Origin of the sequence: Rhodocista pekingensis, from assembly GCF_042665545.1 — a bacterium.
Classification (GTDB): domain Bacteria; phylum Pseudomonadota; class Alphaproteobacteria; order Azospirillales; family Azospirillaceae; genus Rhodocista; species Rhodocista pekingensis.
Window position 1 is genome coordinate 1 of the sequence record NZ_JBHTCM010000028.1, and the last position, 17,668, is coordinate 17,668.

General features: G+C 66.6%; 12 protein-coding genes. 6 read left to right on the forward strand and 6 right to left on the reverse strand.

Annotation, left to right across the window (positions count from 1 at the left end):
• Positions 1-66: 66 nt before the first annotated feature.
• From ACFQPS_RS18560 to ACFQPS_RS18570, 3 genes are read left to right on the forward strand one after another with little or no spacing between them, the layout of a single operon-like run.
• A complete protein-coding gene (locus tag ACFQPS_RS18560) occupies positions 67-561 on the forward strand; it encodes a hypothetical protein (RefSeq protein ID WP_377360715.1) in 495 nt (164 codons plus the stop codon).
• A complete protein-coding gene (locus tag ACFQPS_RS18565; protein WP_377360716.1) occupies positions 562-1,941 on the forward strand; it encodes a toll/interleukin-1 receptor domain-containing protein in 1,380 nt (459 codons plus the stop codon). It abuts the gene before it with no gap.
• Complete coding sequence (locus ACFQPS_RS18570; protein WP_377360717.1) at positions 1,938-3,494, forward strand: argonaute/piwi family protein; 1,557 nt, start codon at positions 1,938-1,940, stop codon at positions 3,492-3,494. Before ACFQPS_RS18565 ends, ACFQPS_RS18570 begins: the two co-directional genes overlap by 4 nt.
• A 540-nt stretch (positions 3,495-4,034) precedes the next feature.
• Here the strand turns inward: ACFQPS_RS18570 and ACFQPS_RS18575 are convergent.
• Positions 4,035-6,470, reverse strand: a complete 2,436-nt coding sequence (locus ACFQPS_RS18575) for a YbcC family protein (RefSeq protein ID WP_417715223.1) — start codon at positions 6,468-6,470, stop codon at positions 4,035-4,037.
• A 25-nt stretch (positions 6,471-6,495) separates the two neighbouring features.
• The gene (locus ACFQPS_RS18580; protein ID WP_377360718.1) at positions 6,496-8,082 is read right to left on the reverse strand and encodes a proton-conducting transporter transmembrane domain-containing protein; all 1,587 of its coding nucleotides are present in this window, start codon (positions 8,080-8,082) and stop codon (positions 6,496-6,498) included.
• Positions 8,083-8,173: 91 nt separating this feature from the next.
• On the opposite strand from ACFQPS_RS18580, the gene ACFQPS_RS18585 reads away from it, so the two are divergent.
• From ACFQPS_RS18585 to ACFQPS_RS18595, 3 genes are all read left to right on the forward strand, one after another.
• Entirely contained in the window at positions 8,174-9,064 is an 891-nt protein-coding gene (locus ACFQPS_RS18585; RefSeq protein WP_377360719.1) for a LysR family transcriptional regulator, read from the forward strand.
• A 254-nt stretch (positions 9,065-9,318) separates the two neighbouring features.
• Entirely contained in the window at positions 9,319-9,852 is a 534-nt protein-coding gene (locus ACFQPS_RS18590; RefSeq protein WP_377360720.1) for a GNAT family N-acetyltransferase, read from the forward strand.
• Between the two features lie 84 nt (positions 9,853-9,936).
• The gene (locus ACFQPS_RS18595; RefSeq protein ID WP_377360721.1) at positions 9,937-10,965 is read left to right on the forward strand and encodes an alpha/beta hydrolase; all 1,029 of its coding nucleotides are present in this window, start codon (positions 9,937-9,939) and stop codon (positions 10,963-10,965) included.
• 80 nt (positions 10,966-11,045) lie between these two features.
• On the opposite strand, the gene ACFQPS_RS18600 is transcribed toward ACFQPS_RS18595, so the two are convergent.
• From ACFQPS_RS18600 to ACFQPS_RS18615, 4 genes are all read right to left on the reverse strand, one after another.
• Positions 11,046-11,648: a hypothetical protein gene (locus tag ACFQPS_RS18600; RefSeq protein WP_377360722.1), complete on the reverse strand. Its 603-nt coding sequence runs from the start codon at positions 11,646-11,648 to the stop codon at positions 11,046-11,048.
• Positions 11,649-11,673: 25 nt separating this feature from the next.
• Positions 11,674-13,794 carry a TonB-dependent receptor plug domain-containing protein gene (locus tag ACFQPS_RS18605; RefSeq protein ID WP_377360723.1) on the reverse strand — a complete coding sequence of 707 codons (2,121 nt, stop codon included), beginning with the start codon at positions 13,792-13,794 and terminating at the stop codon, positions 11,674-11,676.
• 285 nt (positions 13,795-14,079) lie between these two features.
• Positions 14,080-15,258: a 5-demethoxyubiquinol-8 5-hydroxylase UbiM gene (ubiM, locus tag ACFQPS_RS18610; RefSeq protein WP_377360724.1), complete on the reverse strand. Its 1,179-nt coding sequence runs from the start codon at positions 15,256-15,258 to the stop codon at positions 14,080-14,082.
• Positions 15,259-15,368: 110 nt separating this feature from the next.
• Complete coding sequence (locus tag ACFQPS_RS18615; RefSeq protein WP_377360725.1) at positions 15,369-17,603, reverse strand: S9 family peptidase; 2,235 nt, start codon at positions 17,601-17,603, stop codon at positions 15,369-15,371.
• Between the last annotated feature and the right edge of the window lie 65 nt (positions 17,604-17,668).

Below are 17,668 nucleotides of genomic sequence, written 5' to 3' on the forward strand. Positions count from 1 at the left end.
GAATCACAAAATCAGGCCCATGGGAATCCCTAACGACTCCTGTCGCCCGGAAACCGCTCTAGCGGGATGATCCCGGGGCCCTTCGCCTATGCCGAACGATGGGACGAGAAGTCGGACATCTATCTGGGCCTTGCCATCGAGCGCGCCGCGAACGCGGCAGTCGTGATCGACAGCGACAGTGTCATTGTTAAGCCAGCTGTGGCCGAGGCCCATCGACCGGCTCCGGTGCAGCCTGGTAATGGCGGGGGTGCGCAAGGCCCAGGCGAGACGTCGCCGGATACAGGGGCGCAGCCAGACGGCGGTACGCCCCAGCCTCCGCCTCCCGAGAGGAAGCCAACTCGCTTCACCGGCAGCGTGATGATCTCTTCAGAACGACCAGCGCGCGAAATCCATCAGATTGTCGAAGCGATCGTCGAGCAGCTCACGACGATCCCGGGGAGTTCGGTGAAGCTGAAGCTAGAGATCGACGCCGAAGTTCCATCGGGACTCGACCGGGCAAAGGTGCGGACGTTGGTGGAAAACGCCAATACGCTCGGGTTCATCGACAAGGCGGTCGAGTAGATGAGCGGGGGCGGGCCTGTTGAACGCGACCTGATTTTCATTTCCAAGGCGACGCCTGGTGATGACCAGTTCGTGTTGTGGCTCGCGCCGCGGCTCGAAGCCGCCGGCTACAAGGTCTTTGCAGACATCTTCGATCTCGATGCCGGGGACGAATGGCGCGGCAAGCTTACCGCCGCGCTTCAGACTCGGGCGATCAAAATGCTGTTGTGCTGTAGCGACGAGACGCTCGCCAGAAGGGGTGTTCGCGAGGAGATTGCCATCGCGGAAGACCTGACGAAACAACTCCAGGATCCCAACTTCATCATTCCGCTGAAGATTCGTACCTTCCAAAAGCTCTTCGGCATTGGAGGCCTGCAGTATGTCGATTTCGAGGGCGGCTGGTCGAAGGGACTGGCAAGCTTGCTCAAATCGCTCGAAAGGCAGCAGGTGCCGAAGGCTGCCGGCGGCATCATTCAGCCTGAATGGTACGCGCATTTGCGGCGGCGTGCGGTCGAGATCGAGGCGGTTCCTGAGGTCCTGACGTCCAATTGGCTCCGGATATTAAGGATGCCGGACACGCTCAATCACCTGGTGCCGAGTAATCGTGCCAATGAGGCGCTGTTGCGCAAGCTTGGCGCGTCCTTCGAATACCCCATGGCCGAGTTCGGCGACGGCTTCCTGACCTTCGCCAGCCCAATGGATCTGACGGAACATTTTGAGCAGGTTGGGCCGTTTCGTGCCGAGCGTGACTTCGATGTTATCGATTTTCTCGAGAGCGGGTCATCGGACTTGGGGGTCGACAGTCGCGATGCCCGGTCGATCATGATGAATCTTTTGCGCCAGGCATGGGAGAAGCATTGCGCCCGCCAAGGGCTTCTTGCTCATTCGTTCTCGAGCGGAGTGTCCTTCCATGTTGGCGAGAGCAGATTAGGTCTCAAGAAGCGCGTTTCATGGGGGCGCCAGGGTCAGAGCCGCAACTCAATGCTACGTGGTGTCGCCCGCAAGAAGATCTGGGAATACGGTGTGAGTGTCATTCCCAGCCTCTTTCCTTATCCCCATATGCGGCTCAAGGGCCGTGTGCTGTTTTCAGACATCGGCGAGCACAACAAGCCGATCGCTATTCCAGACCCCAAAGCCCAGTTTCGCCTTCGGCGTTCGATCTGTTCAGCTTGGCGGAACAAGGCTTGGCATGGGCGTGTGATGGCCTTCATGGAGCTGTTGGCTGGTGACAGTCCGTATGTCGACCTTGCCGTCGGCTCGGGCGGCAGCATCACTCTCGATGCGATGCCGATCCAGTTCACAGCGCCTGTGACCGCGCGCCAGACCAACAGACTGGGCGAGGATGCGGAAGAAGCCGATCCCACAACGCTAGGCGGCCACTTCGAGGAGGAGGACGCTTGATCGAATTTTCCGAGAAATCCGTTCCGGTTCTCTACATTCCGGAACCACCGCTGGGATTTGGGCACGGGCAGGCTTCGGATCATCCGAAGGACGGCCTTACCCTTTACGGGCCCGCGTCAAAGCCTGATCGCCCGCAGATTACGATAGGTGCGGTAGGTACAAAGCATGGCCTAGAACTACTTTGCCGCTGGCTCGATGCAATCAGCAATCCCGTCGCAATTCCGCCTCGGGGGCAGCGCGACAAAGAGTTCCGGCTTCATCTTTCTGATTTTCCAGGTCTCGAGGAAGCCTTCGGCATCCGCGCCAATCCCGGCGCCATGATCAAATGCGAGATTGATCCTGCGGATATCCGTGCTGCGATTGCGATCGAGAACCATCACGAGGCGGTCGCCACCACAACTAAGCTGTTCATCGACCCTATTGAACGCCACGCGAAAAATGAGGAGCGGACGGCAGACGTTTGGATCTTCGTTGTGCCGGAAATCGTCTTCGAGACCTGCCGCCCAGTTGCGGGTCAGCGCCGTAAGGTCGAGCTTCTCAAGGGGGAATTGTCCCGGCGCCAGAAAGGGCGCGTCGACCTTCCGCTACTGGCCGGTGTTATTGATGACACGCTTGAAGCAGTGTTTGATGACATTCCCGACTTCCACCGACAGGTCAAAGCGAAGCTTTTGAAGCTGGGCATGACATCTCAGCTTATTCGCGAGACAACACTTGCGCCGGAAGAGTTTGTGAACAAGGCAGGATATCCGAAACGTGGCACTCAGGATTCCGCCACCGTCGCGTGGAATCTGGCCACAGGCCTGTTCTACAAAACGCAGGCGGAACCCCCGTGGAAGATCGCCCGTATGCGGCCAGGCGTCTGCTACGTCGGCTTGGTGTTTAAGCTCCTTCCCAATCACGCTGACAATCACGCCTGCTGTGCGGCGCAGATGTTCCTGAGCGAAGGAGACGGGGTCGTCTTTCGCGGGGCGAACGGGCCGTGGCAGACTGAAAACAGAGAGTTTCACCTCAGCGATCTGGCGGCCGAAAACCTGATCAAGACGGTTCTGGATACCTACAAGCAACGCTTCGGAACTTATCCGAAAGAGCTGTTCATTCACGGCCGAACCAAGTTCAACGACGCGGAATGGGAGGCCTTTAGCAAAGCCGCGCCCGACGGCACCAATATCGTAGGCGTGCGTATCCAATCGACTCATGGCGAGACCAAGCTCTTCCGCGACGGCGATTATCCGTGCCTGCGCGGCACTGCGATCCAGCTCGGAGACAAAGACGCTTATCTGTGGACCACAGGTTATGCGCCACGTATCGATACCTATATCGGTCCCGAGACGCCGAATCCGTTGTTCGTGACCGTGCTCCGCGCGAGCGGTGACTATCCCTCTATCGAGACGGTGCTGGCAGACATACTGGGTCTCACGAAAATCAATTACAACGCCTGCAACTTCAGCGACGGGTTGCCGGTCACCATTCGTTTCGCGGACAAGGTCGGCGAAGTGCTCACTATGGGCAGCGCTACGGGAGCAGAGCGACAGCCATTCAAGTTCTATGTTTAGGGGCGTCGGACGTGCACTGGCCACCTTTACCGTTCCCGGGCTACTCGATCCGAAGACTGAGTCCTGCTATGGAGAACTGACGGTACTTTCGTGCGGTCTCCGGAGTTACGCTGGGCAGGGAAAAAGCGGGTCAGAGGGGCGATTGACACCGATAGATACCGGAACCGCGAAAATATTTTTTCTGGCAGTTTTCTCAATGAAATCAAAAGCGTAGCATTTTGACGGCCTCACAGTCGGAGAATGACCGTCAGACCGGGTACTTACCATCGAGTTTTCAAACACTTATGGGGGATTCAGACAATCGAGTGGAAATGATGCGCGAGTAATCGTCCGGGTTTGTCTCTCCCGGTGGAGTATGATGTAAATAGCGTGACTGAAGACGGTCGTCGCTGTTGCCGTCTTCAGTCACGGATTTTTCCTTGAGTGGGCATCTTCTGAAAGAAATTACTTATTTTTTTCTGAATTCTGGCCGGAATACGATCATGGTCCTGGTGTAGATCATTTCCGGCCCGTGCGGAGCAGGACAGGCTGACCGGCCTCTCACGCGAGCACCCGCAGCGGTTCACGCTTCAAGTCCGCATCGCTGATGCAGGTCTCCCAGCACAGGCCGCCGACATAGCGCCACGCCATGCGGCCTTCGTCGTCCAGGGCGAAAAGGTGCAGCCAGCGATTGTCGAACAGTGCGCGGACATCGTGGTGACGGTCCAGTATGTCGGCGATCGCCTCGCGCGGAGCCTCGATCAGCACGGAAAGCCGAAGCGGTTCATGCGTCAGCCGTTCGCCGTCATGAACCGATTGCCACGGCAGTCCGGCCCGCAGGAGGCCGCCGTTGCCCTCGACCACCCCGATGCCGCCGGTGACGTTGTGGAGCAGCTTGTTGCCTGCGCCGAAGACGTCAGGCGCGACGGTGGAACCGTAATATTGCAGGCTGATCCAGCTGGCGACGACGACGGGCGCGGTCAGGATCAGCTCAAGCACGCCGAAGCCTTCGTCCCGCCGCCAGTCATAGTCGTGGAGAAAGGAGCGGCCCGCGAGATTGCGCCCGACCGTGCGCGAACGCGGGGCCGCGACAAAGGCCTGGCAGCCGGCCAGTGCCCATTCGGGACGAAGCTCTGCCCAGTCCCGTGCGCGTTGCGGGATATCCTGGCTGCGCACTGCACGCGGCAGGCGCAGCGCCCGTTCCCCCCGCGTCATGACGCCGGCTGATGCCAGCCAGCGCTTCGCCCGGTCCAGATCTTCGGCATGGGCTGCCGAGGGATGATCGGCGGCATAGACCGTGACGTCGTCGGTTGTCGTGTCGTGCAACGCGCCGAGGAACAGGGTATCCTCGGGAACAGCGATGCCGCGCCGGGCCAGACCGGCGCGGACGTCCCGGTCGTTGAGCAGCGAGGCGAGCAGCCGCGCGTTCACCTCGCCCGAGTAGCCACCGCACGCACCGCAATGCAGTGCGCTGGCATGCGGGTTGTTCACCACGCTGGCGCCGTGACCGGCAAGCAGGACAAGCCTTGCGAAGCCTTCGGTGAGCGACATGGCCTTGAGCACGTTCGCGGCCATGGTCAGCCTTGTATCGAGGTCGAGCGTGGTGGCCACCCGTGGCGCTGGATCGTCTGGCGCGCTGTGCCGCGTCAGCGCCAGCCCGTCGCGCAAGAGTTTGGCGACATAGATCGGGCCGGTGGCCTCGACGAAGGCGAACGAGGAAATGGCGGCCAGCTTGAAGCGGCCCCAGGCCCGCTTCGCGCGCGCCCTGACCCGCCCGGCCAGATCGGCCTGTTCCGTCGACGGCGTCGGCTCTCCCGAACACGTCAGCACACCCGGGCTCAGCAGCACCGGCAGGCGCGCCTCGACGACATCCGAGGCGAAGCGGCGATGGCCGATGCCCACCCCGAAGAACCCGGCGAATCCCAGCGTCCGGATGCCGGGATCGAGGCTTTCCAGCGCCCGACGGAACACTTCCGAGCGGACGTCGATGCAGAACGCCATCTGAAGCCTGGGGCGCCCCGGAGCGGCCAGAGCAGAAGGCGTTTCTGAAAGAAGGGAGTGGAGGCGCCGCTGTGCCGCGCGTTCAGCAGCCTCCTGGAGAAGGGCGTCGACGACATCCTCGGGAGTCGCGGCGACCGGCTCCCCGTGGGCAGCGATGGCAGCCTGCCACTGTGGCTCGAGCGCGGACCCGTACTGGCGCAGCAGAGCCGCCTCCCAGGTCAAGCGGATGGCAAGCAGGTCGATCACGGACCCATCGGTTCCGCCGCGCAACTCCGCTTGCCAGAGCCGATAGCGCGCGACCTGAGCCCAGCCGCCGAGAGTCATCAGCAGCCGATGGAAATAGCTCTCCAGCGCAGCACCGGAGAGCCCAAGCCGGGAAACCCCTGCGACCAGTGCGTCCCCGGCATCCGTCGGAGCGTCCGCCACGCTCTGCGCGAACCCCGCAAGGCCGGCGATTTCCGGCGTCAGGTCATGGGCCGCGACGATCCGCCAGGAGGCATAGGCGCGCTGCGCCGGCGCGGTGGCCCAGAGCGCCTGGCCCTGGTCAAAATACCCGGACGCCCAGTGACCGATGCGGTCGGTGACGATTCCGGGCCAGTCGATCGAGGCGACCTCGCGTGCCAGATCGGCGACCGTCGGGATGGCATGCGGTGCGGTGCGTTCGGTCTGCGCCGCCTGCTTCAGGGCCGCTGCCGTCTTCGGCCGGAGCCCTGCGGGAGCTGCGATGAAAGCGGCGTGCAGATCTTCGTCGGCGATGTCGCCTGAACGCAACCGTTCAGCATACCAGGACCGCGGCATGGTCAGTGCGATGCCGGCGGCGCGCCGCAGACGGGCCGCCGCAGTTGCGAGCGGCTCGCCCGTCTGGCCCAGGAAGGGATTGACCGCGACGCTCGAGGCGAGCGGCCAAAGCGGGGGAATGGAGCGCGCTGCCCGATCAGCCGCCGCGATGATCGCATCAGCAGACAGCAGCGGCGGTTTGGTCGTCGTCATCAGCATCGGTGTTGTCCTTGGTCTCATGGGATCACGACGCCTTCGGGGCGGACCAGCCACCGAGGATGCGGTCGATCGTGGCGTTGGCGTAAAGGCCATTGGAGAGATGGACGCGCAGTCCCGCAGCGGCGGGGTGCGATGCCCAGAGCGGAAGCAGCGCCTGGGCCACGGCGACCAGCCCGAAGCTCAGGACCGCGAGTGCCATCAGGGTCCATTCCAGACGGCCGGGTGCCGGCGTCGTCGGCAGGAGCCCCGCCGTCAGCCATTCGGCAGCGGTCTGGAGCGCGAAATACCCGACCGCGGCGGCGCTGGCGTAGATCGCAGTCTTGCGCGTCAGTGGCCGCGGCGCGGCGTCCGCGAGCCCCTGGGCCAGCAGATAGGCGACCCCGAAGATCAGGATGGCGCCGAGCGCGAGCGCCTGGGGTGACTTATGCTCAGAACCGAAGGCGATCCCGAACGCCGCACCGATCCCGGCATAGATCACGAGCGCGATCAGGAAGGCGCGGCCTACGGCAGACCCGTCGGCAACGGCCACCGGTCCGGGGCGGCGTATGGCCGCCACCTGCTCGACAGCCCCGCCGGAGGCCAGGAACGCATGCGCCTTGTAAAGCGAGTGGGCGACGATGTGGAGCAGCGCCAGCGGGAACAGCGCAAGACCGCACTGCAGGATCATGAACCCCATTTGCGCGACCGTCGACCAGGCGAGCGAGGTCTTGACCGCAGGCTGCGTCAACATCACGAGCGCACCGAACAACGCTGTGAACCCGCCGACCATGGCCAGCACGGCGAGTACGCCGGGAGCCAGAAGCATCACGTCGGCGAAACGGATCAGCAGGAAGCCGCCGGCATTGATCACGCCGGCATGAAGCAGGGCCGAGACCGGCGTCGGTGCCTCCATCACTTCGGTGAGCCAGCCATGGGTCGGGAACTGCGCCGATTTCAGGACCGCGGCGAGCGCGAGCAAGGCGGCGGCGGCGGTTGCGGGCCAGGAGGGGGCGCTGGCCCGGGCAAGCGCGTTGATCGTGGCGATGTCGGTCGTACCGAAGCTCATGCAGATGAGGACGGCGGCGCCCACCAGGGCGAGAGCACCGACCGTCGAGAACAGGCGCTTCTTGCGCGCAGCCCGCTGCGCCGCCACGCGCTCAGGATAGAACAGCAGCAGGCGATCCAGCGCGACACTGGTGGCGATCCATGCCGCGACCAGCTGAACGAGATTGCCGGACTGGACGAGCAGGAGGACTGCCGCGAGCGCAGCGCAGAGCCAACCGATGAACCTGCCCTGTCGTGCCTCGCCATCGAGATAGGTGCGGGCGTACCGCACGACGATCCAGCCGACGAACGCGACAAGCAGGAGCATCGTCGCGCTGACCGCATCGAGCCGAGCCGACAGGCCGATGCCGTCCCGGCCGATCAGTCCGCTGTCGCCGGCGCCGCGCAGGATCAGCAGCACAACCGATGCCAACGCGATCAGCAGCGCGCCGGACGCAGCACCTTCCGCGACGACCGGCACCAGGGCCGGGCGTCGGCCGTTCCGCACGAATCCCAGGGCGGCGGCGGCGAGCAGCAGGAACGGTGCGGAGAGTGGGAGCAGATAAAGCGACAAGGCAAACCCCTGCATCAATGGCGGTCGGGATGCCTTGCATATCGATCGACAGAGCCTGACTAAAATTCATTGTCAGCGATAAATCGTTCGTTATTATAGAACGATCATGGCGACCCTGAACTACAACCACCTGCGCTACTTCTGGGCGGTTGCGCATGACGGCAATCTCACCCGCACCGCAGAACGGTTGAATCTCACACAGTCAGCCCTGTCGGTGCAGATCCGTAAACTTGAGGAGCGGCTCGGTCATGCACTGTTCGAACGCCGGGGGCGACAGCTCCATCTGACCGAGGCAGGGCAGATCGTCCTCGATCATGCCGACGCCATCTTCGCCACGGGCGATGAGATGCTGGGTACGCTTCGCCAGACAGGAGCCGCCCGGCAGGCCCTGCGTGTTGGTTCGCTCGCCACCCTGTCACGGAACTTCCAGTTGGAATTCCTCCGTCCGGTCCTTGGCCGGACGGACATCGACCTCATTCTTCGATCGGGCAGCGCGGGCGAACTGTTGCGGGCGCTGGAGGCACTCAAGCTTGACGTGGTCTTGCTGAATCAGGCACCGCCAGGTGATGCTCTGACCCCTCTCGTCACGCACCGTCTTGCGGAGCGTCCGGTCAGCCTGGTGGGGACACCGGATCGGTTGGGGCATGCCGCAAGCGTCGCGGAGCGACTGCGAAGCCATCCCATCATCCTGCCGAGGGGGGACAGCAGCGTGCGCATCGGCTTCGACGCGCTGGCGGACCGCCTGGGTGTCCGGCCGCAGATCGTGGCGGAAGTCGAGGATATGGCGATGATGCGGCTTCTCGCCCGCGAGGATATCGGGCTGGCCGTTCTTCCGCCGATTGTCGTCAAGGACGAGATCGCGGCAGGCGTGCTGGTGGAAGGCGATCAACTGCCGGGCATCGTGGAGACGTTCCACGCCGTCACCATGTCACGACGTTTCCCAAATCCACTGGTCCGGCTTCTCCTTCAGCCCACGATCGCATCAGGAGACCTGTAGGCCCCCTCCGTTACGCCGAATGGTGGCGGGCGGATTTCTGGGCTGAGTGAACGCCCGTCGCCGGATCATCGTCCATGCGCTCGATACGGCCCGTCTCATCTGCTATCAGTGCCCGGCCCGGAGACGGTGCTTCGGGGAGTGTTCAGAACGCAGTGCGCTTGTCGGGGTCGGCAGAGCGGGATCGGTACAGAAATGGATATCGACCTACAGGACCTTCTGCACCGTGTTTCGCAATAAAATCACCGGGAAGACGAATGCACGCCATTGAGACCGACCGGCTTGTCCTGCGGAATTTCCGGAAGGACGATGCCGCCGATCTGTTCGCCTATCTGCGCGCGCCTACGGCAAGCTGCTTCCTGTCCCTGAAGCTCGACGACCTGCGGGCGGCGGAGGCCGAGGCGGAGAAGCGGAGCGGAAGCGACGAGTCCATCGCCGTCTGCCTGAAAGGGCCGGGCACGCTCATCGGCGATCTGTTCACCTTCACCGAGGAGGATACCGTCTCGGTCGGCTGGAACTTCAATCCGGCGTTCGGCGGAGCCGGATACGCCACGGAAGCCGCGCGTGCCCTGTTCGCTCACCTGTTCACGACCGTCGGGGCCCGCCGTCTCTATGCCTATGTCGAGGACCACAACATCCCGTCCCGACGCCTCTGCGAGAGGCTGGGAATGCGGCAGGAGGGGCTGTTCAAGGAGTTCATCTCGTTCCGGAACGACGAGAACGGGAGCCCGGTCTTCGAGAACACGATGCAGTACGCGATCCTGCGGAAGGAATGGGATGCCCGCCGGTAGGTGCGGCGGCACCTGTGCCCGGTCATCGGGAGAAGCGGGACTTAGGCTTGTTCCATTGGCACCGGCCGAGGAAGAGGACTGGAAATGATCAGCCGGCGGCGACTTGCCCTGACGTGTGTGATCGCCCTTGTCGGGGTGCTCGCGTTCCTTCTGGTCTGGCGCCTTGAGGATCAGGATCTCGACCGGCACACGACCGAGACCTTCGTGTTCACGGCGAACGGCGCCAGCCTTGCGGGGCAGGTGTGGCTTCCTGATGCTCCGCCGCGCGCGGCCGTTATCCTGGTCCATGGGGACGGTCCGCAGGACCGGACCTCGGCCGGAGGATATGCTCCGTTGATCAACGCCCTGCTGGATGCAGGCATCGCCGTCGCCGCGTGGGACAAGCCGGGCGTCGGCGATTCCCTTGGAAACTGGCTCGACCAGTCGATGGCCGACCGGGCGGTCGAAGTGCAGGCGGCCCTCGGCGCTCTCCGGCGTCGGCTGGAGGGGCTGGCGGTAGGGGCCCTCGGCTTTTCGCAGGCAGGATGGGTGCTGCCCCGGCTGTCGTCTGGCGATGCGGATTTCCTGGTCCTGATCGGCCCGGCCGTGTCATGGCAACGTCAGGGGGTCTATTTCACACGGACGCGGCTCCGGCTTTCCGGTGAGGATGCTGCCGGGATCGACCGCAGGCTCGCGCGTTCTGCGGCCGACGACGACCGCCTCTTCGGCCCTGCGGCCGCCGACCCCGCCACTCTTCCCGACGGGATGGGGCTGGATCGCTGGGGCTTCATCCGGCGCAACCGGACCGCCGATGCGACGGACGATCTGCGCAGGCTTGACGTGCCGCTGCTGGCGCTGTGGGGTGCGGAGGACCTGAACGTCGATGCCGCCGCTGATGCCGTGACATACCGCGAAACCGTTGCCGGAAACCAGCCCGCGACCCGGATCGTGATCGTGCCCGGGGCGACGCATGGCCTGCTCAAGGCCGGACCGTACAACGCGCAACTGGTCAGCGACTGGCCCTGGTCCACCACCCTGCGTTTCCTGCTGGAAGGCCGTCACGCCTACGCCCCGGGTGTGCTCGACATGATCCGCGACTGGATCATCGCCCGCGCTGCCGAAAAGCGGACCTGACGCCCGGGATCCGACCGCTGTCCGGCAGGAAACGGGGCCGACGTCACTTTTTGACGGGGCCGGTGTCCGGTGGAGCGGGCTCACCGCCGGGCGTCGGGGACGCCCGGCTCCAGGCGGTAGGCATCGTGGCAGGCGATGCAGACGGTCTGCACCTTGTGAAGCTGGCGCAGCGTGTGCGCCGGGTCGTTGCGGGATACCGCGTCACGACCGATCTCGGCCATGTCCTCCCGCATCTGTAGCATCAGAAGGCGGAACGTCTGCGGCAGGTTGCGCCGCATGCGCTCGAAACGGGTGGGCTGTCCCCCGCCCGGACCGACACCTGGACCGCCGCCCACCGCCGGTCCCCGGCCCGCCATCGCCGGCGTCGGCAGGGGATCGTCGGAGGCGAGCTGTCGCGCCCGCGCCAGCGGCGGGCGCATCTGTTCCTCAAGCCGCTGCACCCGGGCCATGTCGTTGTCGAGCGCGGCCTCCAGCGTCTCCGTCGTGTAGACGAGGAAGCCGCGCATCTCCTCCAGCAGATGCTCGCGGTCGTCGGGGGGCAGGACTACCGCCGTGCGCGTGTCCCCCTGTCCCCGGGCGCCGGCCGGGAGGACCAGCATCCCGAGCAGCACCAGGGCCGGGGCGAGGAGGCTTCCGTGCCGGGCGAGCGGCAACAGGAAACCCGGGCGGGACATGTCGGACATGGATCGGTTCCGGTGCGGCTGCGGGTCAGAAGTGATAGCGCACGCCGAGATAGGCGTAAGGTCCGGGGTCAGACCCCAGGCCGGGATCGACCTTCCCGTCGAACAGGTTGTCGATGCCGCCATAGACCTCGATCCCCTCCAGGGCGGGGGGCGCATAGCTCGCCTTCAGATGCACCAGGGTGTAGTCGTCGGCCTTCTCCACGCCCGCCCGGCCGGAATAGTCCTGCTCCCCGGTGTGGCGGACGATGGCCCGCAGCAGCCAGCCCGGGCCGGGCGCATAGTCGAGCGAGGCCGTCGCCAGGGTCTCCGGGGTGGTGAGAAGGGGCTCCCCGCCGCTGCGGTTCTCGGCATCGAGCAGGGTCACGGAAGCGCGGGCGCGCAACTCCGCCGTGAGGCCGACCGACCCCTCCGCCTCGATGCCCCGGATGCGGACTTTGCCGATGTTGCGGAAGGTGTTGTAGGTCAGCAGCCCGCTGCCCTCGCGCACCATCTCGATGCGGTCGGTGACGTCGGTGTGGAAGACCGTGAGGCCGTAGTCCCAGACCCTGGTCCCGCCGGCGAGGCCCAGTTCGATGGTATCGCTGGTTTCGGGATCCACAGTGTGCGCGCTGGTCTTGCCCTGGCCGGGATCAATGACTTCGGCGCCCAGCATGGGGACGCCCTGGGGGTTCACCTGGTTGACGTAGAGGTCGCGGCCGTCCGGCGCCTTGTAGCCCTGGGCGAAATTCGCCCGCAGCCGCAGCAGGGGTGACAGGGTCCAGACCCCGCCGGCCTGGACCGACACGTTCGAGCCGCCGACAGAATCGTCATCATAGCGCACGCCGTAGACGGCGCTCAGATCCGGCAGGATCTGCCATTCGTGCTGGAGGAAGGCGGAATCGAAGCGGCGGCCGTCGGCGTTGTACGCGGTCGAGTCCACGTCGTTCTCGCGGTGCTCCAGGCCGCCGACCAGGGAGTGGCCCTCGGCCGGGCGCCAGACGCCGGTCAGCTCGTTGACCCACTGCTCCATCGTCGAGCGATTGACGGCGCTGGCCGAAGCCTCCCGGGTCGCATAGCCGAGATCGGCAAAGGGGATGGCGTAGGCCACCCGGTCCTTCTCATAGCGGCTGTACTGGAGCCGGTAGCGCAGGTCGAGCGTCCTGAAGGGTGACCAGTCCAGCCCCAGGGCCGTGTCCAGCCGCTCATTATCGTCATACTGGCGGGCGGGGATGTTCGCGGCCTGGATCGGACGGCCGGACGCCAGAACGGTCGTCGCGTAGCGGCTGCTGATGTAGGTGCCCTCGCGGTCCTCCTGCATGGCGTTGAGGTCGAGCCTGAGCTTCAGCTCGGGGGTCGGAAGCAGTTCGACCGCGCCGCCGATCGTGTCCACGTCGGCCTTGTCGCGGTATTCGACATCCACGTCGTAGCTGTCCTTCAGCCCCTTCCTGATCCGGGCGTTGGGATGGGCGGACGGCGCGATCTGGGTTCCGGACTGCGGCACGGTCACCCGCGCCGTCTCGCGCTCCGCATAGGGGTCGCGGCTCATGCGGTTGGCGTAGAGGCTGAAGCGGAGCGCCTCGCTGCCGCCGCGGAGATCCGCCGAGAGCAGGCTGCGCTCGCCGTCGCCGTGGTTGTTCGCGCCGTACTGGAGATCGACGCTGCCCTCCAGCCCCGACGTCGGCTGCTTGGTGATGATGTTGACCACGCCGCCGAGGGCGTCGGCGCCGTAGAGCATGCTGGCGGGGCCGCGCACGATCTCGATGCGGTCGATCATGGAGGCGGCGATGCGCTCCAGCTCGAAGGAGTTGCTGAACTCGCCTTCGACGCGGCGCCCGTCGATCAGATAGAGCGTGTCCGACCCGCCGAGGCCGCGGATCTGCAAGGTGGTGCCGGTGGGGCTGACATGGACGCCCGGGGTCAGGTCCAGGATGTTGCGCAGGGTGGTGGCGCCGGCCGCCTGGATCTCCGCGGAGTCGATCAGCTGGACCGGGGCCGGGGCGGTGGTGATGTCGTGTTCCGTGCGCGTCGCCGTGGTCACATAGACCGGCGGGAGGTCGATCGCCGTCTCAGCGGCGAGGGCGATGGCCGGCCAGGTGCTGCCGAGGGTCAGGACAAGGGAGAGACGGACCGGCGCGAAGCCGGTCGGACGGGCGGGGGGACGGCGCATGGGTCCTGTTCCTCGGGTCGGGGGCACGGCTGGCCGCAACCCTCGTCGCCGGGTGCGCGGCGAGGGGACGTGGCTGGAGCGCGTTGTAAGTAATACCGATTCGCATTTGCATTGCGAATTCGCAATTCCCCTGCCCGCGACCGTTGGTCCCAGGAGGCTGCGGGCACGCCCGTCCCGGCCCGGGCCAAGGACCGGGGCCGGCGCAGATGCGGCTGAGGGGATTGGAGACGGGCGTGTGCCGACGGCGCGCGGGGACCCGTCAGGCGGGTCCGGGCCGCGGTTGCCTCAGGGCGTGGTGGCCTGCATGAGCTGCGCCGTCACCAGCCGCCGCGCCGGGGCCAGGGCCGAGCCCAGCCGCATCACCGCACCGCGCAGCAGGCGGGCGGGCACGCTGTCGTCCGTATAGAGGGAGGCGATGGCGTTGGTGGCGGTGAAAAGCGGCCAGGTCGCCGCCCGGTGCGCCACCTCGTAGCGCCGCAGCCCGCCGGGATCGGCGGCATCGCGGCCGCGCGCCAGACCGGCCCGGATCTCCATGCCCAGGCGCTGCGCGCCGGACAGGCCGAAATTGAAGCCGTGCGCCGTGACCGGGTGCATCCCCACCGCCGCGTCGCCCACCAGGGCGAAGCGCGGGGCCACGAAGCGGTCGGCATAGGTGGCGACGAGTGGATAGGCATGCCGCGAACCGACCAGACGCAGCGCCCCCCAGCGCCGTTCCGTCCGCTGCGTGACCTCGGCGTTGAAGGCAGCCTCGTCCGCCTTCATCAGCGCCTCGATCCGGGCGGACGGCAGGGTGAGGACGAGGGAGGAGACATCGCCGTTCAGCGGCAGCATGGCGATGGTCTGGCCGTGTCCGAACCATTCGGTGGCGATGCCGCCATGGGGCTTCTCGTGCGCCACCCGCGCCACCAGCATGGAGCGGCCGAAATCCTGCATCGTGGCCGCGATGCCGAGCTGGCGCCGGGCCTCGGAGAAGCGGGTGTCGGCGGCGACCACCAGCCGCGCCGTGACCGTCCGCCCGTCGGCCAGCGTCAGGCCGGCCCCGTCCTCCCCGGCGGTAACCGTGGCGACCGCCACGCCGGACAGCACCTGCGCACAGCCGGCCGCCTGCACGCTCTCCCAGAGGGCGCGCCGGATCAGATGGTTCGGCACCAGGGTGCCCAGCGGCGCACCGCGCGTCTCCGGCGTGAAGGTCAGGACGACCGGCGCGTTCCCGTCCAGCACCAGCGCCTCGCGCAACGGTGCCGTCTCCGCCGCCGGGATGCGGTCCCAGGCGCCCAGCGCCTGCAAGGTCCGCACGGACCGGTGGGTCAGCGCGATCTCGCGCCCGTCGAATGCGGGCTCGGCGAGCGCCGCCTCGGGGCTGCGCTCGACCAGGGTGACGGAGAGGCCGCTGCCGGCCAACCCGCGGGCGAAGGCGAGCCCCGCGGGCCCGGCGCCGATCACGGCGATATCACAGTCGATCATGGTGCGATCCGTGCTGATCCGACCCCCAGCCCGCAATGACCTGGGTCAATCCGTCCCTGGCAGCGCCACGGTGGCGGCGGAGTAGGGCCGCCACCGCCCGCGTCCCGGGCTCAGCCGCCCTTCAGGTGGCGGTCGAAGAAGTCGAGCATCGTCCTGTAGGAATGGGCGCGCATGTCGGGGTCGAAGAAGCCGTGGCGCTCCCCGGGATAGAGCATCATCTCGAACGGCTTCCGCGCCTTCTGGAGCCGGGCGGCCAGCCGCACGGTGTTGTCCAGGAAGACGTTGTCGTCGGCCATGCCGTGCAGCAGAAGGAGCGGCCGCTCCAGCCGGTCGGCCTGTTCCAGCACGCTGGCGCGGGCATAGGCGGCGCCGCCGTCCTCCGACGGCAGGCCCATGAACCGCTCGGTGTAGAAGGTGTCGTAGAGCGTCCAGTCGGTCACGGGCGCGCCGGCGACGCCTGCGGCGAACATCTCCGGCTTCTGCAACAGGGCCATCAGCGTGTTGTAGCCGCCATAGCTGTGGCCGTAGATGCCGATGCGGTCGCCGCGCACGAAGGGCAGGGAGCGGAGATAGGCGGCGCCGGCTGCCTGATCGGCCGGTTCCACCGTGCCGAACGCCTTGTAGATCTGATCCTCGAACGCCTTGCCACGGTTGGCCGTGCCCCGGTTGTCCAGGACGAAGACCACATAGCCCTGCTGGGCCATGACCTGCATCAGCAGGGCCGTGCCGCTCCAGCGCCGGGCCGCGAGCTGGGGCACACCCGGCCCGCCATAGGTGACGACGATGGCCGGCGCCGGAGTCTGCGGCGTCGCCGACGGGGGCTTCAGCATCATCCAGGAGAGCCGGGAGCCGTCGGCCGCCGGCAGGGTTCCGAAGGTCGGGGCGATGTGGGCATCGGCATAGGGCTGGTAGGGGTGCCCTTCGGCGATCCTGTTCTCCTCCAGCCAGCCGATCAGCCGGCCCTGGCGGTCGCGCAGGGAGAGCTGCGGCGGCTGGTCCGGGGCCGACGCCGTGTCCAGCCACGCCCCGCCGGTCTTCGCCAGTTCCGCCGCGTGCCAGCCCGCGAGCCCGCTGAGCCGGCGGGGCTTCGCGGCTTCCGACCCGTCCAGCGCTGCGGCATAGACATGCCGCTCCAGCGGACCGTCGGCGAAGCCGGTGAAGAGGACGGTCCCGACCTCCGCATCCAGGCCGACCACCGCGTCGGCATCCCAGTCGCCGCGGGTGATGGCCTTCAGCCGGCGCCCGTCGGCCCCGTGCAGGAAGAGGTGGCGGAAGCCGTCCGCGGCAGAGGACCAGACGAAGCGCCCGTCGGGCAGGAACCGCAGGTCGGAATGGAGGTCCACCCAGGTCTTCCCGGTGTCGGACAGCACCACCCGGGAGGCGCCCGTCGCCGGGTCCGCGAACAGCAGGTCCAGGCGCTTGTGGTCCCGGCTCAGCCGTTGCACGGCCAGACCGCCGTCGGGCCGCCAGTTCACCCGCGCCAGATAGATGTCGTCGGACGGGCCGAGATCGACGGCGACCGGCGGTCCGCCGGCCAGGGCCTGGACATACAGCCGGACGACCGCGTTCGGACCGCCGGCGAAGGGATAGCGCTGCGGCACCACCTTCACCCCGTCGGCCCCGTAGTCATAGCGGTTGACCAGGGGCACGGCGCGCTCGTCCACCTTGGCATAGGCGATGCGGCTGCCGTCCGGCGACCACCAGTAGCCGGTGTCGCGGTCCATCTCCTCCTGCGCGACGAACTCCGCCATGCCGTTCAGGATGCCGTCCGCCCCGTCCGTCGTCAGGGCCGTCTCGGCTCCGCCGGCCAGATCAAGGACGTACAGGTTCCCGCCCCGGACATAGGCGATGCGGCGTCCGTCGGGGGAGACCTTCGGGTCCGTTTCCGCTTCCGGAGTCCGGGTCAGCCGGCGGATCGGTCCCGCCAGTTCCTTCAGGTAGATGTCGCCCGACTTGGGCAGCACGATCGCCTTGCCGGCCTCGTCCCAGGCATATTCGGTGACGCCCGTCTCGCGGATGCGCTGGCGCTCGCGCCGGGCACGCTCCTCCTCCGACTCCGCGGCGGCGGCGAACTCCCCGGCATCGACCAGCAGGGTCTGCCGCCCGGTCGCCAGCTCGTAGCCCCAGAGGTCACGGCGGGAGGCATCGGCGGCGCTGGGCTTCAGGTAGCTGACCCAGCGCCCGTCGGGCGAGAAATGCACCGCTCCCGGCTGCGGACCCGACAGGGACGGGCTCGCCACCAGCCGGTCCACCGTCAGCGTCTCCGCCCGCGCCGGCGGTGCTGCCGCAACCAGCAGTGCCGCCCCCAGGACCCCGACCGCGATGACACCGTTGCTCCGCCGCATGCGCTACCCCGTTTTTCCGGCAATTCCGGGGAGCGAGGGTCGCAGACCCGGGCGCTGGGTCAAGC

What these genes read in the sequence shown, in the direction of transcription:
- ACFQPS_RS18560 (WP_377360715.1), top strand. Translation starts at nt 67, where the DNA reads ATGATCCCGGGGCCCTTCGCCTATGCCGAACGATGGGACGAGAAGTCG.
- ACFQPS_RS18565 (WP_377360716.1), top strand. Translation starts at nt 562, where the DNA reads ATGAGCGGGGGCGGGCCTGTTGAACGCGACCTGATTTTCATTTCCAAG.
- ACFQPS_RS18575 (WP_417715223.1), bottom strand. Translation starts at nt 6,470, where the DNA reads ATGCTGATGACGACGACCAAACCGCCGCTGCTGTCTGCTGATGCGATC.
- ACFQPS_RS18580 (WP_377360718.1), bottom strand. Translation starts at nt 8,082, where the DNA reads ATGCAGGGGTTTGCCTTGTCGCTTTATCTGCTCCCACTCTCCGCACCG.
- ACFQPS_RS18585 (WP_377360719.1), top strand. Translation starts at nt 8,174, where the DNA reads ATGGCGACCCTGAACTACAACCACCTGCGCTACTTCTGGGCGGTTGCG.
- ACFQPS_RS18590 (WP_377360720.1), top strand. Translation starts at nt 9,319, where the DNA reads ATGCACGCCATTGAGACCGACCGGCTTGTCCTGCGGAATTTCCGGAAG.
- ACFQPS_RS18595 (WP_377360721.1), top strand. Translation starts at nt 9,937, where the DNA reads ATGATCAGCCGGCGGCGACTTGCCCTGACGTGTGTGATCGCCCTTGTC.
- ACFQPS_RS18600 (WP_377360722.1), bottom strand. Translation starts at nt 11,648, where the DNA reads ATGTCCGACATGTCCCGCCCGGGTTTCCTGTTGCCGCTCGCCCGGCAC.
- ACFQPS_RS18605 (WP_377360723.1), bottom strand. Translation starts at nt 13,794, where the DNA reads ATGCGCCGTCCCCCCGCCCGTCCGACCGGCTTCGCGCCGGTCCGTCTC.
- ubiM (WP_377360724.1), bottom strand. Translation starts at nt 15,258, where the DNA reads ATGATCGACTGTGATATCGCCGTGATCGGCGCCGGGCCCGCGGGGCTC.
- ACFQPS_RS18615 (WP_377360725.1), bottom strand. Translation starts at nt 17,603, where the DNA reads ATGCGGCGGAGCAACGGTGTCATCGCGGTCGGGGTCCTGGGGGCGGCA.